Here is a 22,792-nt window from a genome sequence, read left to right on the forward strand (position 1 = left end):
CTAAAAACCAGCATACGTTTTTTGTTGCGAGCAGCATTCCTATATACTACTCGAATAATATTTCTTGGAATAAAAGAACGCTAGAATTATCGCCCATCACTGCTTTCTAGGCCTAAATTTGATGCTAATCGGAACGACTAAAAAGCGCGAAGTCTAGTTTAAGATAAAAAGTGAGTATTAATATTTATAACATACTCAGTTTGCACTCGAATTGGAGCCCCATATTTTATATGGGGTCTGACATTGCGCTGTATATGAATTAAGCGTTACTATATTCATAGCATTTTATGGATATAATTATTATCTCTAAAAATATTTAGGCCGTTTCGATTATCCATTTAATGATCCATTTATCTAATTCTTCTGGTGTATTTTTTTCAATATTTCTAAGCCAGTTATCACGTTCGTCTTTAGGCAGTATTTTCGTTGACCTTAAAATAGCCCTCTTCCCCTTTTCACCAACATAAAACACCCTATTTTTATAATCTCTCACCCATGCAACATTCTTTAATGTCAATGCTGCAAGAGCTTGATTTTCTATAGCCCCGCCTGATGTTATAAACTTCCGAATATCTGCCAGGTGGAGTAGAGTTTTATTTCCAGAGAAAAACCACTCCATCCAATACCTAACCATACTTTGTCTCATAGATGTATAGGAGATTATAGAAATTAATTTTTCTTTATTTTTTTGTATCCAATTATCACTAGACAATGACTGAAAATACAGAACAACATCATTTATGACTGGTGAAAAGAAATCAAAGTTATCAAAGATTACCTCAGCAACAAACTCGATTCTGTTTGCTTTAGCCTTTCTGATTAAGGCTCTTGCAAGGCCTAAATCAATAAATTCTCTTTTTAGGAGTTGTTCCGAAGTATATTTTAGATGTGCTTCTAGATCACTTTTTTCTTCTACAAGAACTTTTTCATATGTCATTCCTGAATAAGGGTTAAATATTTCAAGAGTTTTGAATATTTGAACTTTCTCCATCTCATATTGATTATGAAGAACACCTTCAGCATAAATTGTTGTCTCTTGTATAAATGTTTTTTCTGATGCAAGAGTAAGTCGATGATTTTCATGTAAATACAATGTTAGTTTTTCTAAAATCTCCTCTAATTCTACTTTTGAATTTGAAAATATACGTATATCATCTACATATCTTGTATGTTGCACACCAAAATTTGCAATGTATTCATCTATATCTATTAGAACAGCTTCAGACATTATTATGCTCGCTGCTGGACCAACGGGTACTCCCTTGGAAGCTTTATCATTTAATGATGAAATAAACCTTTCTGTATCATCAGCTATATTTTTTAAGTTAGGATCAGCACGTTCTATTGCATTGTTTAGCCTATGAAGATAAATTTGGTTATAGAAGTCGGTAATATCAGTTACTAATATATACTGATACTGTTGGGACAAACTCTCAATCATATCAGTAAACATCTTAAAACCAGCATTTTTCTCAAAAAAACTACCGTCACTCACCACAAACCTATAAGAGCATGCAATGTTTTTTTTCTCTCTAACACTTTCTACCTTTTCAGCTATCAAATAGGCTAAAGCTGTATAAATTATTGTATCTATAGGTTCAAGTTGATGGACTATCCTATAGCTTCCGGACGGTTTCTTGGATGCCATAGCCAAAGGATGCTTAGTTCTGAGTTTTCCGATATTACTCCCCAATAAGAACTTCTTAACTTCATCCCATGAATGCCAGATAGCCTCAAACTCAAAAGCTTTTGGAAAAAAATCGGAATCGTAATAATTTTCAATATGTCGCTTAGCAAATTCTATAGAATCTTCTGTTAGTTTACTCATTGTCATATGCTTAATAAAAAATACACTACGGAACATATTACTATATTTTTTATATATGTGATATTTTTTTGTGCAAACATTATGGGACATAAGTTCAGCTTCATCATTGCAAGCTTGTACTTTCCTCCCGAAAAAACTTACTTTTCAGATTAATTTAATATAGCAATCATGTTTCCTAAAGGGATTAATATACACAACACCCGCTATCTTACCTTGAGTTCAATGGTCCGATGCAACACTAGTATTAATCGAAGAGAGACGTTGCTATGAAACAAAGAACGCGCATTAACTACACGTCGGCTCAAAAGCCTATTCTCATGGAAAGTTTTAAGTAAGGAATTTTCTGCATGAAATCAACACAACTTTCGTATTTAGTGAACTAAATTAGGTAACCATTTACAAGCACGTTCTTTCCAGAAATCAGTTGCAGAGCAACTATAGTAAAATTGTGCAGTCTGAAAACAACCAGATGATGTTAACTATGTTAGTTTGGGACTCAGCGTGATTTTTTCTCAATTGAAATTACTAAAATTGCTAGGCCTTACTAATATGACAAGGCCTAGATTTTTATTATCTTAGATAATTCTCGCCCCTGAGGTGAACAATTCTGTTTAAAACCATTGCCGAAAAAAAATCCTTTTTCACAACTTACATAATACTTTGAAGTTATCCACAAGCTGAGCGTTAACTTCCATATGGCTAACACCCCATAATGCAGCTAACTGTTTCTCTGCAATCTCACCATCCCATGGCATTAGTGGACCATTACGAAATTTGCCAAATGGACCATCTGTTTCTGTAAGAATGCGTGATTTGGGAATTTTCAGAACCAAGTTCTTACCCTTGATTGTATCAAGCATAGCTGGTCCTACTGAGAACCAACATCCTAAATCAATTGCCCTTTCAAGCTGTTTAGGTGTGCCAGTGAACCAATGCAATATTGCCACGCCATCGATATTTTCGATCTCATCAAGCACCGCTGATGCGCTTCCCCTACTATGAATAGTCATAATCTTACCTCCAGCACGATGCACACTATTAAGTATGTGTCGAAATACCTTCAGCTGGACGTCCCAATGTTCTTTAAACCCCTTACCTCCATCAAGCCCTATTTCGCCAACATACCTAGTCTCCGAAAGTAGTGAATCGAACAGCTCCAACTCATGCGATCTTTGATGTGCAATTTGGGGATGGAGTCCAAGAGCGGTTCGGATTCGTTGGCTTCCTTTAGCCAGTAAAGAGGTCCCATGCCATGCTCTAGGTGTCGTTGTTACCGACAGTATATAAGTCCCTCGACGCCTGCACTCCTCAACCACTTGTTCTGGCTGAGGATATAAGTCAAGATGACAGTGCATGTCGATGCTCAAACAATGCCCTCACTCATTAAGTAGTTTTCTACCTCATTTAAGCCATCCAAAAACACCTGCTTGAAATCATTGAATGCTGCCATAGGTAAAGGACCACTCTTGGCAATCCATGTTCCTATTCTAGAAGTCGATCTCTGTGCGATTGCAATCCTAAGAGCGATAAGATCATCCCTGCGATCAATTTCATTCATTACTTTAGCCAAGGACTGGAAAGTGTAATCTGCATCTCTACTAATCCCTCCAGCATGAAGCGATGCCCGTCGAATGATGCACGGTACGCATACCCCGCACTGCTGATCCGTTCGTTTCCAATGACTGCAAGATACCGTACTTTCTACGACGTCAGATAAGAGTTGCTTGTTCAAGCATTGAGAGACCATTTGCCCCTTTGTTTTGAACTGATATGGATTGATTATTTGGCAAGGAATTCCGACCGCATCAAAGAGTTGTTGTATGCTGGAAATAAAATATGGATGTGTTGTTCGTGTACTCAACGTACCGATCCGGCGCGGGGTTAGTGGTGCATTCAATGAGATAAACCCATTTTCGGGCACAAAAAGATCGACCTTTTGTTGCTGAGATACTTCTTGAACAGCACAAGCGCCCACTGCCGCAAAAGCAAGAAAATTGAGGCTCCGCGTTCGCATCGTAATGTCAGTCACCCCTTGATATAGATGCGGATCAGCATTAATTTCAAACCGTGAGTATCGACCATTCAATCTTTCAGCAATTCGATCTTGTCGTGACTTATCTCCTTTATAAGCATGACTAACCAAAAGCGGGGCACGACCCACTGTCAGAAGATCTATTGCGCCAATAGCCGAATCCAATCCCCCCGAAAATAAGCTGACGCAATCAAGTTCTTTGAGCTTAATCAGGTGAAATCTTGAATGTTGACTATATGGTTCAGGCGGTGCATAACCACCATTACAAAACTCGAACTCCCAGATGTCTCCACTAAGGAAATGCAAAGCGCTTTCAAGCTCCTTCTTTAGAGCAATCCATCGAGATGGCTCATGAAGGGGAAGACGTAGCGAGAGTTGACGAGTCCAACCATCCTCAGAGCTTTCACGCTGAACGAAGGTATCGGCGGCTGTAACCGCTAGTGCAATGCTCAAAAAATCCATGACCTGTACTGGGATTTTGACTCCCAAGCGCTTAATTCGATCAATCGCAGGATTCCCAATAATAGATATATCCCCCCGTCCCTGCCCGCTTAATCCATAAAGTTGTACGGGCAACAAGTTCTCACTTGCTCGCGGTAATAGGCGATGTTCATGATGGAAAACTAATTGTGTCATTGGTAGGCCTCCCATTCTTTCCAAGCCTCAATGATTACCTGACGCTCAATTTTAACCATTTGATTTTTCGAAAAAGTTCTGATGTTACCGACAAGTTTTGGAGCCATATGCTTATCAACAACAACTTTGATCAACTCTCGAAGTTCAGTTTCTGCATGGATGGCTTTTGAAGGAGTATCCGCTTTATTCCATGCCTTGTTAGAATCCATAACCATTTGCAAAAAAATGCTTTCAGCAAGATAACAAATCATTGTGTCAACGATCACACCATCTGTTATTTGTTGGGGATCGAAAATTGCTACACCATCGAGAGCTTCCACTAAGGCATGGTTCATGGCTGCACAAATCTTCTCTGAATCACCATCCTGCGATGTTAAAGCTTGAGCAATAGCTGATATTGCCATTTCGCATGGAAGGCCAGCTAAACTGCCCAAATCAATGCTTGGTTCTCCTGGAGCCGGAGGTACTCCCGCCAAAGCCCCAAACAATCCCCCCCCTGCCTGTGTGACACTCCCTAATCTTCGGGCTGCACTACTGCTACCTCCAGAGGCCTTTCGCGCGTAATGTCCTATGGCTTTTCTGAAGTCTGCCCTATTACCGTTTGAAACCGCATTCCCCAAAGATTCTCGGAACGGCGCGAACCTTCTTTCTTGTGGCGGGGGTAAGGGTTGCTGTGGCTGATCATCAGCCCAAGGTGGAACCAGCGGCGAACCACCACCTGGCCCTGTACTTGATTGTGAAGTTCCCATTAAGCGTCCTTATTCCATTGCTCATCTTTGAGTGCTGCAGCCATCCACACAGGTGGCTTCGTTCCCTGCTGCAATTCCTGCAAGTAACGAATTAATATACTGGCAGCATCTGCCGAGTGGCGAGCCAAGAGGCATGCACCAGAAAAACCCTTAGGTCTACGAGTCCAATCCGATGCTTGCCTTAACTGGCTAATTAGGCCTTCCATTACAGGCACTTGTTCCTCACGAGGAAGCGTTTCCAAAAGAGCTTCTGCTGCGGGAGAACTGGTATTTTTCATTTCAATGAGTGCATTCAGTGCTTCCCGTCCATACGGCGATAAACCAACCACATATGCACCTATTGGCATAGTTTCTCTGGACAGATATATGGCGGCTCTCAAATCGATTCCACCAAGGCGTGGTTCAAGCTGAGCCCATTGAGCAATGAAAGCTTTAGTTGTTGGATTATCAGTCCATGTCTTTGGCGCTTCAGTAGGTATTTGACCGTCAGCTTCCTCAAGCTGTTTAAGCAACTGTGGTATACCTTGTTCAATATCCACTAGATGATATAAGTCAGCGGTACCATCTACTCCAACACATCGCTCAAAGATTACTAACTTAGTGATGATTGCTTCATCCAAAGGCATTGCTCGCCGCTTGGCAATTTGAGATCGCATTTTGACAACATTCAACAAGCGCTTAACGATTCTAGGATTGCCATGGATAATTGGCGAATTGGCTAATACAGGGGCAATACGGTCCGCACGAGCAAATGCCAAAGCGAGGTTACTATCCTCAGACTCACCAGTCATTTTTAGAGCGTCCTGGCGTGTGATAGGTTCATCTTTCCAAGATTGCTGTAATGCCTTTTCTAGGCCGTCACGGAGCGTTGTAAGTTTTTCGCCTTTTAAGTCATGTTCAATGGCATAAAGCATGAACAGATATGAACGAATCTCACGCACCCCAGCTTTTGGCACCCGAATAGGAACTTGGATGAGCTTATCAAGATAGTCTATTTGATGCCGCTGTGATGCCCCCTTGAAGTAATCAGCTACTGAAGAACGAATCATGTCCTCATCTGCTGCAATGATAAAGGCTGTATTAGTTAAGAAAAGGAATAACCTGATTGCTTCAAGTGTATGGATAGCATTAGCCGGTAGGCAGCGATCGAGGTTATCAATTACCACGATGAGTGGCTTACCAAGCTCTTCTAAAATTTCCCCATATTCCTTACGAAATGCATCAATCTGCTGAGGAGGGCTTTTTTTAGCCTCAGGTTTAATCAAACCGCCAGCCTTCTCTTTGCCTTCTTTAGCCAGATTGCCCAAAGCCTCATATTCTTCCTGGCTTTGGATACCATCGGTAGCATTCCTAAACGCGCCAATTCCCCTAGAAAGTAAACCGCCAGTAGGGACTCCAGCAAATAAAGCAGCTCCTTCCGCCAGAAACCCCATTGCTCTAAACCCATCAACCCGGCTCAGAAGTCTCTTCGCTTTTGAGATGAGAGGCGTATTTCCATCAGCAGCTTTTGTCAATGCTGTAGCGATGACTTCAAGTAGAGCTGCTCGCGCATCGTCATAGCCCTGATAGAGCCAGGAGTCAAAATTAATTACAATCCAATCTTTGTCATCCTGCTCAAGTTTTTGCTCTATCAATTTCAAAAGCGAAGATTTACCTGCCCCCCAATTCCCAAAAATCCCAATAGATACTGGTAACATATCTTTCGTGGTAAGCACATCTACAGCTAACTGAGATACTTCACCAAAATTTAGGTAGTCTTCTGATGATTCTTTGTCTGACCACATTTTTATATCCTTTTACCACCAATTCTTGCATCATTGAGTAAACCGCAGGCTTCATAAAATCCACTAAAACTACCGTCACGCAATGCCAGCTCTCATGAGTTGCTAACTTTCCTTACGATAGCAATCCAACAGATATGACTCCTACTGTGGATGTTGAAAATATGCATCTAACCCATTTTTTCAGCTGTAGTATTGAACTCTCTTACCCCTGCCCTAAGCCTACCTAGAGATGGCCCACAGAAATTAGACCTGGATAACAAGTTTCGAACTAACCTGCTAATCATACGAAGATTTTTAATAATCATCTCATTTACCAATGACAGTTACATTGCTCATCCGTTACCCTAAATGATAAAATCATTATGCTGATTTACATGCTTGTCGTTGGCATCAAAATGAGGATGGATAATGAGTGATGTGTTTATAGAAAGAACCAAAAGAGCAATACAAGACAGGGCGGGAAACCGGTGTTCAAACCCTGATTGCAGGGTACTAACTTCTGGTCCAAATGCGCATCCAGAGAAATCAACGAAGACTGGTGTTGCAGCTCATATCACTGCCGGGGCTCCAGGAGGAGCAAGATTTGACCCATCCCTGACAACAGAGCAGCGAAGGTCAGCAGAAAATGGAATTTGGCTATGTCAAAATTGCGCTCATTTTATTGATACAGATTATTTAAACTATTCAGTACAACGCTTATATGAATGGAAGGCTCAAGCTGAATTTGACGCTGAATGTGAAGTTAAACGCCTCCCTAGAAAAACATCTATTGACGAATCACACTCTAACGAAAGCCAAGAGGAAGGATGGATTTGCCCTTTCTGCGGGACAGTTGTTGGGCTAGGGAAATATGTTTGCTTGGGATGCCATGCAGAAGTAGTTCCTGGGCTGACTAAAAATGAACGAATTGACCAAGCTAAAACGGGGGTGATGGCTGGCTTTGCATTATCAGCTATATTTATATATATACTTCCAAGCTGGATTTTATCTTATTTTGAATTATCAATTTCGCTTTCAGTAAATACTTTTTTATTTTTATTTATTGTTATAAGTGCAATTAGCACTTTTGCTTGCGGAAGAGCATTTGTATATTTTTCTGAAAAATCCAGAATGCAGAACCCCCCTAGATTTTTCCGTAACTCAGTCAGATAGTTATTTAGCTATAGAAATCACTCTCTGAATAAAAATACAATTGGCTGTAATGGATATAAAAGCCACAACAGAACAACAGGAAATAACCCCTAAAAATTATTTATTCAGTTGATAATTAACCACTATTTTAGCCAATGAAGCTTTACGACTAGATGGCTATTTTGGGCCACTGGCTAGTCATGTACTGATCAATTTATCACCAAAAATAGATCGTATCTGATTACCCCAAAAGACACCCCGACATCTAAACATTATATAGCTACCTTTAATTCCTGCTCCAACACGAACCCTCACGAGTGATAATTAGTTTGGAAAAAATAAGCTGTATCATAGGCTATCAACATCACTACCATACTGATGTTCTCTTTCAGAGAAACCAAGTTAACTTATGCAAAGTCCCCCCATTAACCATATTTCCATCACTCCAGCTTTCCATATAAACTGCATACTAGTGTGGCATATCACATCGTCGATTTAGCCGATATCATGAATGATATCGGCAAGCTAAAATTTCGGTTATATTTTATTCATTTCAAGTACATAAACATGGCCGATCACTGCCCAACCTTGGCAAAATCAAATGGGCTAATCACCTTCTCCTTATTAGCGTCAAGAAAATCAGCCCACCACTGCAACATCAGTCTCCGCTCATCAAGATGCTCGGCCTTATGAATGTAAGCTGCACGTACTGAGTTACGTTCCATATGGCTCATTTGCCGTTCCACTGCATCCCTCGACCACAATCCAGACTCAATCAATGAACTACAGGCCATTGTCCTGAAACCATGCCCACAAACCTCTACCTTGGTATCATAACCCATAACGCGTAGCGCCTTGTTCACCGTGTTTTCACTCATCGGTTTACGATGGTCGTGATCGCCAATGAAAACAAAATCGCGATCGCCACTAAGTTCGTGAACATGTTTAAGGATTGCTAAGGCTTGATTAGAAAGCGGTACCAGATGAGGCGTACGCATTTTTGAGCCACGCTGGGAGTGCTTTACCCCTTCAATAGCTTCTCGCTCCGCTGGGATCGTCCACATTGATGTTTCAAAATCAATCTCAGACCAACGAGCAAAACGCAATTCACTGGAACGGATGAAGACAAGAAGGGTTAGCTCAACAGCAAGGCGAGTCAAAGGTCTGCCGGTATAGTTATCAATACGCTGAAGCAGTTCAGGAATACGTCTCAACTCTAACGCAGGCCTATGCTGCCGGTTGCTTGAAGCAACGGCACCGGCCATCTCCTGTGCCGGGTTATAATCAAGCAAACCACTCTGTACCGCATAGCGCATAATGGCGGTGGTGCGCTGCTGTAGACGGGAAGCAACTTCAAGACGCCCAGACAACTCAACAGCTTTGATAGGCGCTAAAAGGTCGCGCGTTTTTAGTTCAGCAATATTACGCTTACCTATGGCTGGAAAGAGGTTGTCCTCCAGGCTTTTAAGCACGCGTCGGCTATGTTCTTCCGACCACTTTTTATTTGTGGCATGCCACTCAATAGCAAGTTGTTCGAAAGTACGTGCTTCTTCCTGCTCAACCTTATCATTTTTCTTTTTGTCTCCCGGGTCGATGCTGTTTGCCAAAAGTTTACGGGCTTCATCACGGCGAGCCCTTGCATCAGCGAGCGACACATCAGGGTAAACACCCAGGGCCAGCATCTTTTGCTTTCCGCCAAATCGGTACTGCAAACGCCAGTATTTAGAGCCATTTGGATGAACAAGAAGGTGCATACCGTTACCATCGGTCAGCTTATATTGCTTATCCGTTGGCTTGGCTGTTCTGACCTTGATATCTGTTAACGCCATGCTTATTCCCTCCCTGTTGGTACAAGCATTATCGAACCGGAAATACCATCATCTGTACCAACATCTGTTGGTAGATGTACGTTGAAGTCGGTTGACCTTGAGAGAGTTACTATAGCGGGAAAGGTAGGTAAATACTGGATTTCAGGCACAAAAAAAGACGTCCGTTGACGTCTATTGATGTTCCGATGGTGCCGAAGGCCGGACTCGAACCGGCACGTATTTCTACGGTTGATTTTGAATCAACTGCGTCTACCGATTTCGCCACTTCGGCACTGAAGAGGTATGCGGAAAACGTTGTGGATTATACCTGTCACACGCCACCATGCAAGCGGTAGCATATGCCCGGCTCGCTAAGTGTTGAAAAAATCAGCACAACCCCACGGCTGGCACCTCCTTAACCCCTCCTTCTGCGAAGCGACTCCGTTTCCCATGCTCTACACTTCCAGTTCAACACCACACTGAGGGAAACACGATGTCTATTATAAAAAGCTATGCCGCAAAAGAGGCGGGCAGCGAACTTGAACTCTATGAATATGATGCGGGTGAACTCAAGCCGGAAGATGTTGAGGTACAGGTAGATTACTGCGGTATCTGCCACTCCGATCTGTCGATGATCGACAACGAATGGGGCTTTTCTCAGTATCCGCTGGTTGCCGGGCATGAGGTGATTGGCCGCGTCGTGGCACTCGGCAGCGCCGCGCAGGATAAAGGTCTGAAGGTAGGTCAACGCGTCGGGATTGGCTGGACGGCGCGCAGCTGTGGGCACTGCGATGCCTGTATCAGCGGCAATCAGATTAACTGTCTGGAAGGATCGGTGCCGACCATCCTCAATCGCGGCGGCTTTGCCGAGAAGCTGCGAGCAGACTGGCAATGGGTGATCCCGCTTCCAGAAAGCATCGATATTGGATCCGCAGGCCCTCTGTTGTGCGGCGGCATCACCGTCTTCAAACCGCTGCTGATGCACCACGTTACCGCCACCAGTCGCGTTGGGGTGATCGGTATCGGCGGCCTCGGCCATATCGCCATTAAGCTACTGCACGCGATGGGCTGCGAGGTTACCGCATTCAGCTCCAGTCCGGCCAAAGAACAGGAAGTGCTGGCGATGGGCGCCGATAAAGTGGTCAACAGCCGCGATCCAGAGGCGTTGAAAGCGCTGGCAGGTCAATTTGATCTCATCATCAACACCGTCAATGTCGATCTCGACTGGCAGCCTTACTTCGAAGCGCTGGCCTATGGCGGCAACTTCCACACCGTTGGCGCGGTGCTGAAGCCGCTACCGGTTCCGGCGTTTACCCTGATTGCAGGCGATCGCAGCATCTCCGGTTCGGCAACCGGTACGCCGTATGAACTGCGCAAGTTGATGAAATTTGCCGGGCGCAGCAAGGTCTCGCCGACGACCGAGCTGTTCCCAATGTCGCAAATCAACGAGGCCATCCAGCACGTTCGTGACGGTAAAGCTCGCTACCGTGTGGTACTGCAAGCCGACTTTTAATTGCCTTCACCGGGCGGCATTCGCTGCCCGGTTTTGCTCCCCCTTTTGGAATTCTTCTCGCAATCTCCGCAATTTAGCGGTGAAGAGTACGCCGCAGTTGCCTATACTCCAGGCAGGATAAATGGAGAAAATCTCATGAGTGCACCCCTGTTAATTGCCCGCACGCTGGAAAGCGAACTGTTCCTGTTGCCGGGCATGACCAACCGTCACGGGCTGATTACCGGCGCAACCGGAACCGGCAAAACGGTTACCCTGCAAAAACTGGCTGAGTCCCTATCAGACATCGGCGTTCCGGTATTTATGGCGGATGTGAAAGGTGACTTAACCGGCGTCGCGCAGGAAGGCGAACCTTCTGAAAAACTGCTCGCACGGCTGAAAAATATCGGCATCACCGACTGGCAACCGCACGCTAATCCGGTGGTGCTGTGGGATATTTTTGGCGAAAAAGGTCATCCACTGCGGGCGACCGTCTCCGATCTTGGGCCGTTATTGCTGGCTCGCCTGCTGAACCTGAACGAGGTGCAGTCCGGCGTGCTGAATATTATCTTCCGCATCGCCGATGACCAGGGGCTGTTGCTGCTGGACTTTAAAGACCTGCGGGCGATCACGCAGTATATCGGTGATAATGCCAAATCCTTCCAGAACCAGTATGGCAATATCAGCAGCGCATCGGTCGGGGCGATCCAGCGCGGGCTGTTGTCGCTGGAACAGCAAGGCGCGGCGCACTTCTTCGGCGAACCGATGCTGGACATCAAAGACTGGATGCGTACCGATGCCAACGGCAAAGGCATTATCAACATCCTTAGCGCCGAAAAACTCTACCAGATGCCCAAACTGTATGCCGCCAGCCTGCTGTGGATGCTCTCCGAACTGTATGAGCAACTGCCGGAAGCGGGCGATCTGGAAAAACCGAAGCTGGTGTTCTTCTTCGACGAAGCTCACCTGCTGTTCAACGACGCTCCGCAGGTGTTGCTGGATAAAATCGAACAGGTTATCCGCCTGATCCGCTCCAAAGGCGTGGGCGTCTGGTTCGTCTCACAGAACCCTTCCGATATCCCGGACAACGTGCTCGGTCAGCTAGGCAACCGCGTACAGCACGCCCTGCGCGCCTTCACCCCCAAAGATCAGAAAGCGGTGAAAGCCGCCGCGCAAACCATGCGGGCGAATCCGGCGTTTGATACCGAGAAAGCGATTCAGGAACTGGGCACCGGCGAGGCGCTGATCTCCTTCCTGGATGCCAAAGGCAGCCCGTCAGTGGTTGAACGAGCGATGGTCATCGCGCCGTGCTCACGCATGGGGCCGGTGACGGACGATGAGCGTAACGGGCTTATCAATCACTCCTCGCTGTACGGCAAATATGAAGACGAAGTCGATCGCGAATCGGCGTATGAAATGCTGCAAAAAGGCGTTCAGGCCACCACCGAGCAGCAAAACAATCCGCCAGCAAAAGGCAAAGAAGTCACCGTTGATGACGGAATTCTTGGCGGGCTGAAAGAGATATTGTTTGGCAGTACCGGGCCACGCGGCGGCAAACGGGATGGTGTGGTGCAGAGCGTCGCCAAAAGCGCAGCGCGTCAGGTAACGAACCAAATTATCCGGGGGATGTTAGGTAGCCTGATGGGCGGTAGAAAACGCTAGCAGAAGGAATCCTGGTTCGCTAAGCGCAGCGCTTGATGGCGCTGCGCTGTATCTGGCCGGATAGCGGCGTAAACGCCTTATCCGGCCAACAACGAGAGAGATCGATTTTACGACTTACGCATCATCAGCCAGAGGCTAATCAGGAAGAACGAGGCGCTTGGCAGCAGCGCGCCGATAATCGGCGGAATGCCATAAACCAGCGTCAGCGGGCCGAAAATCTGGTCCAGAACGTAGAAGACGAAACCAAAGCTGATCCCGGTCACCACACGCACCCCCATCGGCACGCTACGCAGCGGGCCAAAAATGAACGACAGCGCCATCAACATCATTACCGCCACGGAAAGCGGCTGGAAGATTTTACTCCACATATTGAGCTGATAACGTCCGGCGTCCTGGCCGCTCGACTTCAGATACTTCACATAGTTATGCAAACCGCTGATGGAGAGCGCATCCGGGTCCAGCGCCACCACGCCCAGTTTGTCCGGCGTGAGGTTGGTTTTCCAGGTGCCACTCACGGTCTGCGAACCGGTGATCTGTTTCGGGTCTTTCAGGTCAGACTCGTCCACCTGCGACAGACGCCAGACCTTGTTGTCTGCGTCGAACTTCGCAGACGCGGCATAACGCACTGACTGTAAGCGACGCTGATCGTTAAAGGCGTAGATGCTAATGCCCGCCAGCTCTTCGTCGCCCTTCACCCGCTCGATATAGACGAAATTGTTGCCATCTTTCGCCCACAGGCCTTGCTGAGTAGAGAGCAACGAACCGCCGTACATTGCCTGCGCACGGTAGTTACGCGCCATCTGCTCGCCCTGCGGAGCGACCCATTCACCGATGGCCATTGTCAACAGCACCAGTGGAATGGCGGTTTTCATCACCGACAGCGCCACCTGCATCCGGGTGAAACCCGAAGCCTGCATCACCACCAGTTCACTGCGCTGCGCCAGCATCCCCAGCCCCAGCAGCGCGCCAAGCAGCGCCGCCATCGGGAAGAAAATCTGCACATCTTTCGGCACGCTGAGCAGGGTATACATCCCCGCGCCCAGCGCATCGTAGCTCCCCTGCCCGGCTTTTTTAAGCTGGTCAACAAACTTGATGATGCCGGAGAGCGACACCAGCATGAACAACGTCATCATGATGGTGGTGAAAATGGTTTTACCGATATAGCGGTCAAGTACACCAAACGGCTGCATTATACCGCTCCTTTACGCAGAAGACGGGCGCGCAGGCGGCGTACCGGCACCGTATCCCAAAGGTTCAGACCAACCGCCAACGCCAGATAGATCAGGTTGACCGCCCACATCCAGATAACCGGATCCAGTTTGCCCTTACCGCCGTTCGATTTCAGGGAGGTTTGCAGGAGGAAGAACAGCAGATACAGCAGCATAGCTGGCAGCATCGACAGCACGCGCCCCTGTCGTGGGTTAACCACGCTCAGCGGTACAACCATCAGCGCCATCATAAATACGGTGAATACCAGCGTAATACGCCAGTGCAGTTCCGCACGGGCGCGATTGGTATCGGTCTGCCACAGCGTGCGCATATCCATCTGATCGGTATCGTTCGGGTCCAGCGCAACGGCCTGATGACCAATAATCGCCTGATAGTTCTGGAAATCGGTGATGCGGAAGTCACGCAGCAGGGCAGTACCTTCAAAGCGCGTCCCTTTGTTCAACGTCACAACCTGGGAGCCGTCGCGCAATTGCGTCAGATGTCCAGAATCGGCCACCACCACAGAAGGACGGGCGTTGCCTTTCGGGCGGATTTGCGCAAGGAACACATCTTTAAAATCGCTGCCGTCAACGCTTTCAATAAACAGCACGGCGCTGCCATTGGTCGCCTGCTGGAACTGCCCTTGCGCCAGCGCGGCCATGCCGGGATTGGCTTTTGCTTCCGCCAGTACCTCATCCTGGTGTCTGGATGACCAGGGCCCCGCCCACATGACGTTGACAGCGGCGACGACGCCGGTAAACAGCGCCAGCACCATCGCGGCTTTCACCAGCACAGCCCGGCTCAGACCACAGGCGTGCATGACCGTTATTTCACTTTCGGTATACAGTTTGCCCAGTGTCATCAACAGCCCGAGGAACAGGCTTAATGGCAGGATGAGCTGCGCCATTTCCGGCACGCCCAGCCCCAGTAGCGAGAGCACCAGATTTGCCGGAATGTCACCGTCAACCGCCGCCCCGAGGATCCTCACTAGCTTTTGACAAAAGAAGATCAAAAGCAGGATGAAAAGAATCGCCAGTTGGCTTTTGAGCGTCTCCCGCACCAGATATCTTATGATTATCACTTTAAATACGCCCGTAAAAACTCGTCTTTTGCAGGAATTTAGCTTGTTTCATGGCTTAAACGTCATTTATTCTCTTGAGTCGTCGAAATCGTCGCTAAAATTATTATACTCAGCAGATTCGCCACTCAGAACGCGTTCTGACGTGCCAATGCCGTAATAACGTTAAGATTAACACGAAGTCACCGCAACTGCGGACATGAGTTACGAAAGCTTGCAATTCTAACTGTAGCCGCCGCCGTTGTCTTTAAGATTCAGGAGCGTAGTGCATGGAGTTCAGTGTAAAAAGCGGTAGCCCGGAGAAACAGCGGAGTGCCTGCATCGTCGTGGGCGTCTTTGAACCACGCCGCCTTTCTCCGATTGCAGAACAGCTCGATAAAATCAGCGACGGGTACATCAGCGCCCTGCTGCGTCGTGGTGAACTGGAAGGAAAACCGGGGCAGACCCTGTTGCTGCACCATGTTCCTAACGTTCTTTCCGAGCGAATCCTCCTCATTGGTTGTGGCAAAGAGCGCGAGCTCGATGAGCGCCAGTACAAGCAGGTCATTCAGAAAACCATCAATACGCTGAATGACACCGGCTCAATGGAAGCAGTCTGCTTCCTGACCGAACTGCACGTCAAAGGCCGCAACAACTACTGGAAAGTACGTCAGGCTGTCGAAACGGCCAAAGAGACGCTGTACAGCTTTGATCAACTGAAGACCAACAAGAGCGAGCCGCGTCGCCCGCTGCGTAAAATGGTCTTCAACGTGCCGACCCGCCGCGAGCTGACCAGCGGCGAGCGTGCGATCCAACACGGTCTGGCGATTGCCGCCGGGATTAAAGCAGCGAAAGATCTCGGCAATATGCCGCCGAATATCTGTAATGCCGCCTACCTGGCCTCTCAGGCGCGCCAGTTGGCCGACAGCTACAGCAAGAACGTCATCACCCGCGTCATCGGCGAACAGCAGATGAAAGAGCTGGGTATGCACTCTTATCTGGCGGTCGGTCACGGTTCGCAGAACGAATCGCTGATGTCGGTTATCGAATACAAAGGCAACCCGTCCGAAGACGCGCGTCCGGTTGTGCTGGTCGGCAAAGGGCTGACCTTTGACTCCGGCGGCATCTCCATCAAGCCTGCCGAAGGCATGGACGAGATGAAGTACGATATGTGCGGCGCGGCGGCAGTGTACGGCGTGATGCGCATGGTCGCGGAACTTCAGTTGCCGATTAACGTCATCGGCGTGCTGGCAGGCTGCGAAAACATGCCTGGCGGGCGAGCGTATCGTCCGGGCGACGTGCTGACCACCATGTCCGGCCAGACGGTCGAAGTGCTGAACACCGATGCCGAAGGCCGCCTGGTACTGTGCGACGTGTTAACCTACGTTGAGCGTTTTGAGCCGGAAGCGGTGATTGACGTCGCGACCCTGACGGGCGCCTGCGTGATTGCGCTGGGCCATCACATCACTGGTCTGATGTCGAACCACAATCCGCTGGCGCATGAGCTGATTAGCGCGTCCGAACAGGCGGGCGACCGCGCATGGCGCTTGCCGTTGGGCGATGAGTTCCAGGAACAGCTGGAGTCTAACTTTGCGGATATGGCGAACATCGGCGGCCGTCCTGGCGGCGCAATCACCGCCGGTTGCTTCCTGTCGCGCTTTACCCGTAAGTACAACTGGGCGCACCTGGACATCGCCGGCACCGCATGGCGTTCCGGTAAAGCGAAAGGCGCAACCGGTCGTCCGGTGGCGTTGCTGTCGCAGTTCCTGCTCAATCGCGCGGGTTTTAACGGCGAAGAGTAAGTTTGCATGATTGCCGGATGGCGACGCATATGCGCCTTATCCGGCCTACATGGAGTATTTAACCGTAGGCCGGATAAGCGTAGCGCCATCCGGCTTCGCATTTAAATTCACCACAAGAAGCCCCATATATGAAGAATGCAACGTTCTATATTCTGGACAATGACACCACCATTGATGGCCTGAGCGCCGTTGAACAACTGGTGTGCGACATTGCCGCAGAACGTTGGCGCAGTGGTAAACGCGTGCTGATTGCCTGTGAAGACGAAAAACAGGCCATCCGTCTGGATGAAGCGCTGTGGGCAAGACCGCCGGAGAGTTTTGTCCCGCATAATCTGGCGGGAGAAGGTCCAAGAGGCGGCGCGCCGGTGGAAATCGCCTGGCCGCAAAAACGCAACAGCAGCCCGCGTGATATTCTGATCAGCCTGCGTACTGGCTTTGCAGATTTTGCCACCGCTTTCACAGAAGTGATAGACTTTGTCCCTTACGAAGAAACTTTGAAACAACTGGCGCGCGAACGCTACAAAGCCTACCGCGTGGCTGGTTTTAACCTGAATACGGCAACCTGGAAATAATGGAAAAGACATATAACCCACAAGATATCGAACAGCCGCTTTACGAGCACTGGGAGCAGCAGGGCTACTTTAAGCCGAATGGTGATGAAAGCCAGGAAAGCTTCTGCATCATGATCCCGCCGCCAAACGTCACCGGCAGTTTGCATATGGGTCACGCCTTCCAGCAAACCATCATGGATACCCTGATCCGCTATCAGCGCATGCAGGGTAAAAACACCCTGTGGCAGGTCGGTACTGACCACGCCGGGATCGCTACCCAGATGGTGGTTGAGCGCAAGATTGCCGCAGAAGAGGGTAAAACCCGCCACGACTATGGCCGCGATGCCTTCATCGACAAAATCTGGCAGTGGAAAGCGGAATCCGGCGGCACCATTACCCGTCAGATGCGCCGCCTGGGTAACTCCGTGGACTGGGAGCGCGAACGCTTCACCATGGACGAAGGTCTTTCCAATGCCGTGAAAGAAGTGTTTGTCCGCCTGTACAAAGAAGATCTGATTTACCGTGGCAAGCGCCTGGTCAACTGGGACCCGAAACTGCGCACCGCGATCTCTGACCTGGAAGTGGAAAACCGCGAGTCCAAAGGCTCTATGTGGCACATCCGCTATCCGCTGGCTGACGGTGCGAAAACCGCAGACGGTAAAGATTACCTGGTGGTCGCCACCACCCGCCCGGAAACTCTGCTGGGCGATACCGGCGTAGCCGTCAACCCGGAAGATCCGCGTTATAAAGATCTGATTGGCAAATTCGTGGTGCTGCCGCTGGTGAACCGTCGTATTCCGATCGTTGGCGACGAGCATGCCGACATGGAAAAAGGCACCGGCTGCGTGAAGATCACCCCGGCGCACGACTTTAACGACTATGAGGTGGGCCGTCGTCATCAACTTCCGATGATCAATATTCTGACCTTTGACGGCGATATCCGTGAAAGCGCGGAAGTGTATGACACCAAAGGCGAAGAGTCCGACGTTTACTCCAACGAAATCCCGGCTGAGTTCCAGAAACTGGAGCGCTTTGCCGCGCGTAAAGCAGTGGTTGCCGCTATCGATGCCCTCGGCCTGCTGGAAGAGATTAAACCGCACGACCTGACCGTTCCTTACGGCGACCGTGGCGGCGTGGTTATCGAACCAATGCTGACCGACCAGTGGTACGTACGCGCTGATGTGCTGGCAAAACCGGCGGTGGAAGCGGTAGAGAATGGCGATATCCAGTTCGTGCCAAAACAGTACGAAAACATGTACTTCTCCTGGATGCGTGACATTCAGGACTGGTGTATCTCCCGTCAGCTGTGGTGGGGCCACCGCATCCCGGCATGGTACGACGACGCGGGCAACGTCTACGTTGGCCGTAGCGAAGACGAAGTGCGTCAGGAAAACAACCTGAGTGCCGACGTTGCACTGCGTCAGGACGACGACGTACTGGACACCTGGTTCTCTTCCGCACTGTGGACCTTCTCGACTCTCGGCTGGCCGGAAAACACCGACGCGCTGCGTCAGTTCCACCCGACCAGCGTGATGGTCTCCGGTTTCGACATCATCTTCTTCTGGATTGCCCGCATGATCATGATGACCATGCACTTCATCAAAGATGAAAACGGCAAGCCGCAGGTGCCGTTCAAGACCGTCTACATGACCGGTCTGATTCGCGATGACGAAGGCCAGAAGATGTCCAAATCCAAGGGTAACGTTATCGACCCGCTGGATATGGTTGACGGCATTTCCCTGCCGGATCTGCTGGAAAAACGTACCGGCAACATGATGCAGCCGCAGCTGGCTGAGAAGATTGCCAAACGTACCGAGAAACAATTCCCGGACGGCATTGAGCCGCACGGTACTGACGCCCTGCGTTTCACCCTGGCGGCGCTGGCCTCTACCGGCCGCGACATCAACTGGGATATGAAGCGCCTGGAAGGCTACCGTAACTTCTGTAACAAGCTGTGGAACGCCAGCCGCTTTGTGCTGATGAATACCGAAGATCAGGATTGCGGCTTCAACGGCGGCGAGATGACCCTGTCGCTGGCAGACCGCTGGATCCTGGCGGAGTTCAACCAGACCATCAAAGCGTACCGCGAAGCGCTGGACAGCTTCCGCTTCGATATCGCAGCGGGCATTCTGTACGAGTTCACCTGGAACCAGTTCTGCGACTGGTATCTGGAGCTGACCAAGCCGGTCATGAACGGCGGCTCTGAAGCAGAACTGCGCGGCACCCGCAACACGCTGGTCACCGTGCTGGAAGGTCTGCTGCGCCTGGCGCATCCGATCATCCCGTTCATCACTGAGACCATCTGGCAGCGTGTGAAAGTGATTTCCGGCATTACCGCCGACACCATCATGCTGCAACCGTTCCCGCAGTACGATGCCTCCCAGGTGGATGAAGCCGCGCTGGCCGATACCGAATGGCTGAAGCAGGCGATCGTTGCCGTACGTAACATCCGTGCGGAAATGAACATCGCGCCGGGCAAACCGCTGGAACTGCTGCTGCGTGGTTGCAGCGAAGAAGCGATTCGCCGCGTGAACGACAACCGCAGCTTCCTGCTAAACCTGGCGCGTCTGGAAAGCATCACCGTGCTGCCAGCCGATGACAAAGGGCCGGTTTCCGTGACGAAGATTATCGATGGCGCCGAGCTGCTGATCCCGATGGCGGGGCTGATTGACAAAGAAGCCGAGCTGGCGCGTCTGGCGAAAGAAGTGGCGAAGGTCGAAGCTGAAATTGGCCGCATTGAAGGCAAGCTGGCGAACGAAGGTTTTGTCGCCCGCGCACCGGAAGCGGTGATCGCCAAAGAGCGTGAGAAGCTGGAAAACTACGCGGAAGCGAAAGCGAAGCTGATTGAACAGCAGGCAGTTATCGCGGCGCTGTAACTTGATGGAAACGCCGGAGACCCTCTTCGGCGTTTTCTTTTATAAGGCATTTTTTATTCGTACCAGCTTCCCGTCCGGCATGGTGATCCAGTAATACTCTATGTTGCTGAAAGAAAATCTTTCGTAAGATCCCGCATCGAATTCCACGATTAGCAGCACATTTTTTTCAATACAATTTTCTTTTGTGTTTTTTTGTGGCGGAAAACAAAACAGATCACCATCGCCTGATTTCTCACCATCGATAAACCCGCCGCCAATATCCCAAAAAACAATATAGTAAGAGGCACTTGTTGGTATATGGTATTTTGCCTTCAGCTCATTTTTATGCTGCAGATACCAGTGTATCCGTCCCCACTCGGTTAATGCAAAGTGGTTAACTGCAATATCATAAGCCTCAAAATCCATAAAACCACGTTCACTGCTAACATAAAGCCCATGAAAAAGCGTAGGATCATACTCAAATCTCTCGCCAACCCGAAGGATTGTCACAGGTCGTTGAGCCCAGAGGAGATAACCGCATATCAGCAACACCAAGCTACCGATAATGACGTTACGTTTCGGCTTCATACGCTTCCCTTAATATGCGCATGAGCATTTAAATTTGTCAGAAACGGCCTGTACGCATAGTCACGATGACGCTGTAGAAAAAACCAGATGCGGAAGAAGCGAAAGTTTTTATATAACGTATTGGTAATATCCTCTTTGCCCAGACCAAAATGATCCTGCCCTTTAAAAGAAAGTAATCCCTCCCATGACATGGCATAGCGCTGAAAACGCACCAGTTTGATTTGTTGTGTATAAATATCATGTACGCTTACCCCCAAACCATTTACCCTGTCGATATAACGGTTGAATTTTGGCAGTTTAGAATCTTGCATTTCTGATTTAAGTCTTACAAAGAAGAAATCATCCAGGCGTGCGTCCCGGTTACTATGCAATTGTTTATTGATCTCATCCCGAATTTTCATCAACATATCATTCGTTCCAACGCCCCTTATGACCTCCTCATACGCGCGATTTAGAAGTTCTCCAAACCATGGCTGCCCGTTACCGTAATGGAAATGATCAATCAGTTCCCCAATAATAGGAGAATATAACCCTTTAGCGAATTGTGCTGACAGTTCTTTCATCTCATCAAACAGAATATCTGCACAATGCTGGCGACTAATCGGCCTGCCTTGTGGTTGTTGATGGACGAAATCCAAAGCCTGCGAATTAAAAGTAGTCATCATATCAAATTGCAAACACCTGAACGGGTCAACCCGAGCAGAGATATCCTTCAACCCCAGAGTGTAAAAATCCCAGTCGTCCAAATCACCATACTGCATATCATCAATATGATAATCTTCAAAGCGATGGGATGTAGCAAATATCTCACGGGGCAGAGACATTAATAAATACATATCATTACTCATAACTCATCACCCTGGTAAATAATATAATCGCGTTTTACTCCGGGAGAAAAATTAAGATAAACTCAAATAATAAAACTTGAGCAATGCAACGAAAACAGCAGGTTAATGATAAAAATTTTTCTCAGAGAGAATAACAGTCTTGCATGTTCGAAAAGAGGGTGGTATCAAATATAACTATGATAATTTATCATTTAATTGAGTAATAAAATGAGTTCTACGCTATTTCCCCTTACGCTACGCCGTATTACCGCTGACGATAACGCCGCCATCGCCCGCGTCATCCGCCAGGTTTCCGCTGAATACGGCCTGACCGCTGATAAAGGCTATACGGTTGCCGATCCTAATCTGGATGAACTGTTCCAGGTTTACAGTCAGCCAGGCGCGGCCTATTGGGTCGTCGAGCAGAGCGGTCAGGTGGTGGGCGGCGGCGGCGTGGCGCCGTTAGGCTGTAGCGAACCGGATATCTGCGAACTGCAAAAAATGTACTTTTTGCCGACGGTGCGCGGCCAGGGGCTGGCGAAGAAACTGGCGCTGATGGCGCTGGAGCACGCGCGTGAGCAGGGGTTTAAACGCTGCTACCTGGAAACCACCGCATCCTTACGCGAAGCAATTGGCCTGTATGAACATCTGGGATTTGAGCATATCAGCGAACCACTGGGCTGCACCGGGCATGTTGACTGCGAAGTCCGCATGCTGAAAACGCTGTAAGTCACCCACAGGCCGGATAAGGCGACGCCATATCCGGCAATTTATGCAAACATTC

Annotated in this window: 18 protein-coding genes and 1 tRNA gene; 7 read left to right on the forward strand and 12 right to left on the reverse strand. The window is 48.7% G+C overall.

Annotation, left to right across the window (positions count from 1 at the left end; all coding sequences use genetic code 11):
- Window positions 1-316: 316 nt before the first annotated feature.
- The 5 genes from OGV50_RS02745 to OGV50_RS02765 all read right to left on the reverse strand — a co-directional run bounded on the left by OGV50_RS02745 (window position 317) and on the right by OGV50_RS02765 (window position 7,029).
- Window positions 317-1,828: an RNA-directed DNA polymerase gene (locus OGV50_RS02745; RefSeq protein WP_286488293.1), complete on the reverse strand. Its 1,512-nt coding sequence runs from the start codon at window positions 1,826-1,828 to the stop codon at window positions 317-319.
- A 641-nt stretch (window positions 1,829-2,469) separates the two neighbouring features.
- Window positions 2,470-3,183, reverse strand: coding sequence for a Qat anti-phage system TatD family nuclease QatD (gene qatD / locus OGV50_RS02750; RefSeq protein WP_257681094.1), 714 nt, complete (start codon window positions 3,181-3,183; stop codon window positions 2,470-2,472).
- Between the two features lie 8 nt (window positions 3,184-3,191).
- Window positions 3,192-4,511, reverse strand: a complete 1,320-nt coding sequence (gene qatC, locus OGV50_RS02755) for a Qat anti-phage system QueC-like protein QatC (RefSeq protein ID WP_214143676.1) — start codon at window positions 4,509-4,511, stop codon at window positions 3,192-3,194.
- Window positions 4,493-5,245: a Qat anti-phage system associated protein QatB gene (locus tag OGV50_RS02760; protein WP_214143677.1), complete on the reverse strand. Its 753-nt coding sequence runs from the start codon at window positions 5,243-5,245 to the stop codon at window positions 4,493-4,495. Before OGV50_RS02760 ends, qatC begins: the two co-directional genes overlap by 19 nt.
- Window positions 5,245-7,029, reverse strand: coding sequence for a KAP family P-loop NTPase fold protein (locus OGV50_RS02765; RefSeq protein WP_286488295.1), 1,785 nt, complete (start codon window positions 7,027-7,029; stop codon window positions 5,245-5,247). Before OGV50_RS02765 ends, OGV50_RS02760 begins: the two co-directional genes overlap by 1 nt.
- Before the next feature lie 408 nt (window positions 7,030-7,437).
- Between OGV50_RS02765 and OGV50_RS02770 the strand changes: the two genes are divergently transcribed.
- On the forward strand, window positions 7,438-8,181 hold the full coding sequence (locus OGV50_RS02770; RefSeq protein ID WP_286488296.1) for a YrzE family protein: 744 nt from the start codon (window positions 7,438-7,440) through the stop codon (window positions 8,179-8,181).
- A gap of 554 nt (window positions 8,182-8,735) precedes the next feature.
- Here the strand turns inward: OGV50_RS02770 and OGV50_RS02775 are convergent.
- Window positions 8,736-9,989, reverse strand: a complete 1,254-nt coding sequence (locus OGV50_RS02775) for a tyrosine-type recombinase/integrase (protein ID WP_214143680.1) — start codon at window positions 9,987-9,989, stop codon at window positions 8,736-8,738.
- A gap of 186 nt (window positions 9,990-10,175) precedes the next feature.
- A tRNA-Leu gene (locus OGV50_RS02780) sits at window positions 10,176-10,260 on the reverse strand.
- 201 nt (window positions 10,261-10,461) lie between these two features.
- Here OGV50_RS02780 and ahr point away from each other — a divergent pair.
- Window positions 10,462-11,481, forward strand: a complete 1,020-nt coding sequence (gene ahr, locus OGV50_RS02785) for an NADPH-dependent aldehyde reductase Ahr (RefSeq protein ID WP_200076067.1) — start codon at window positions 10,462-10,464, stop codon at window positions 11,479-11,481.
- Between the two features lie 135 nt (window positions 11,482-11,616).
- Complete coding sequence (locus OGV50_RS02790) at window positions 11,617-13,119, forward strand: helicase HerA-like C-terminal domain-containing protein (RefSeq protein WP_200031133.1); 1,503 nt, start codon at window positions 11,617-11,619, stop codon at window positions 13,117-13,119.
- Between the two features lie 107 nt (window positions 13,120-13,226).
- Here OGV50_RS02790 and lptG read toward each other — a convergent pair whose 3' ends face one another.
- The 3 genes from lptG to ytgA all read right to left on the reverse strand — a co-directional run bounded on the left by lptG (window position 13,227) and on the right by ytgA (window position 15,522).
- Window positions 13,227-14,309 carry an LPS export ABC transporter permease LptG gene (lptG, locus tag OGV50_RS02795; RefSeq protein ID WP_012134314.1) on the reverse strand — a complete coding sequence of 361 codons (1,083 nt, stop codon included), beginning with the start codon at window positions 14,307-14,309 and terminating at the stop codon, window positions 13,227-13,229.
- On the reverse strand, window positions 14,309-15,409 hold the full coding sequence (gene lptF, locus OGV50_RS02800; RefSeq protein WP_012134315.1) for an LPS export ABC transporter permease LptF: 1,101 nt from the start codon (window positions 15,407-15,409) through the stop codon (window positions 14,309-14,311). Before lptF ends, lptG begins: the two co-directional genes overlap by 1 nt.
- Window positions 15,410-15,471: 62 nt before the next feature.
- Entirely contained in the window at window positions 15,472-15,522 is a 51-nt protein-coding gene (ytgA, locus tag OGV50_RS02805) for a protein YtgA (protein ID WP_211180521.1), read from the reverse strand.
- Between the two features lie 153 nt (window positions 15,523-15,675).
- On the opposite strand from ytgA, the gene pepA reads away from it, so the two are divergent.
- From pepA to OGV50_RS02820, 3 genes are all read left to right on the forward strand, one after another.
- The gene (gene pepA, locus OGV50_RS02810) at window positions 15,676-17,187 is read left to right on the forward strand and encodes a leucyl aminopeptidase (protein ID WP_047459338.1); all 1,512 of its coding nucleotides are present in this window, start codon (window positions 15,676-15,678) and stop codon (window positions 17,185-17,187) included.
- A gap of 128 nt (window positions 17,188-17,315) precedes the next feature.
- Window positions 17,316-17,759: a DNA polymerase III subunit chi gene (gene holC, locus OGV50_RS02815; RefSeq protein WP_012134319.1), complete on the forward strand. Its 444-nt coding sequence runs from the start codon at window positions 17,316-17,318 to the stop codon at window positions 17,757-17,759.
- Window positions 17,759-20,614, forward strand: coding sequence for a valine--tRNA ligase (locus OGV50_RS02820; protein WP_012134320.1), 2,856 nt, complete (start codon window positions 17,759-17,761; stop codon window positions 20,612-20,614). Before holC ends, OGV50_RS02820 begins: the two co-directional genes overlap by 1 nt.
- Window positions 20,615-20,653: 39 nt before the next feature.
- On the opposite strand, the gene OGV50_RS02825 is transcribed toward OGV50_RS02820, so the two are convergent.
- Entirely contained in the window at window positions 20,654-21,181 is a 528-nt protein-coding gene (locus OGV50_RS02825) for a DUF943 family protein (protein ID WP_058668486.1), read from the reverse strand.
- Window positions 21,178-22,029 carry a DUF3289 family protein gene (locus OGV50_RS02830; RefSeq protein WP_286488297.1) on the reverse strand — a complete coding sequence of 284 codons (852 nt, stop codon included), beginning with the start codon at window positions 22,027-22,029 and terminating at the stop codon, window positions 21,178-21,180. Before OGV50_RS02830 ends, OGV50_RS02825 begins: the two co-directional genes overlap by 4 nt.
- 207 nt (window positions 22,030-22,236) lie before the next feature.
- Between OGV50_RS02830 and OGV50_RS02835 the strand changes: the two genes are divergently transcribed.
- Window positions 22,237-22,737, forward strand: a complete 501-nt coding sequence (locus OGV50_RS02835) for a GNAT family N-acetyltransferase (protein WP_115615190.1) — start codon at window positions 22,237-22,239, stop codon at window positions 22,735-22,737.
- Window positions 22,738-22,792 lie beyond the last annotated feature (55 nt).

Source organism: Citrobacter sp. CK180 (assembly GCF_030333655.1).
Classification (GTDB): domain Bacteria; phylum Pseudomonadota; class Gammaproteobacteria; order Enterobacterales; family Enterobacteriaceae; genus Citrobacter_B; species Citrobacter_B koseri.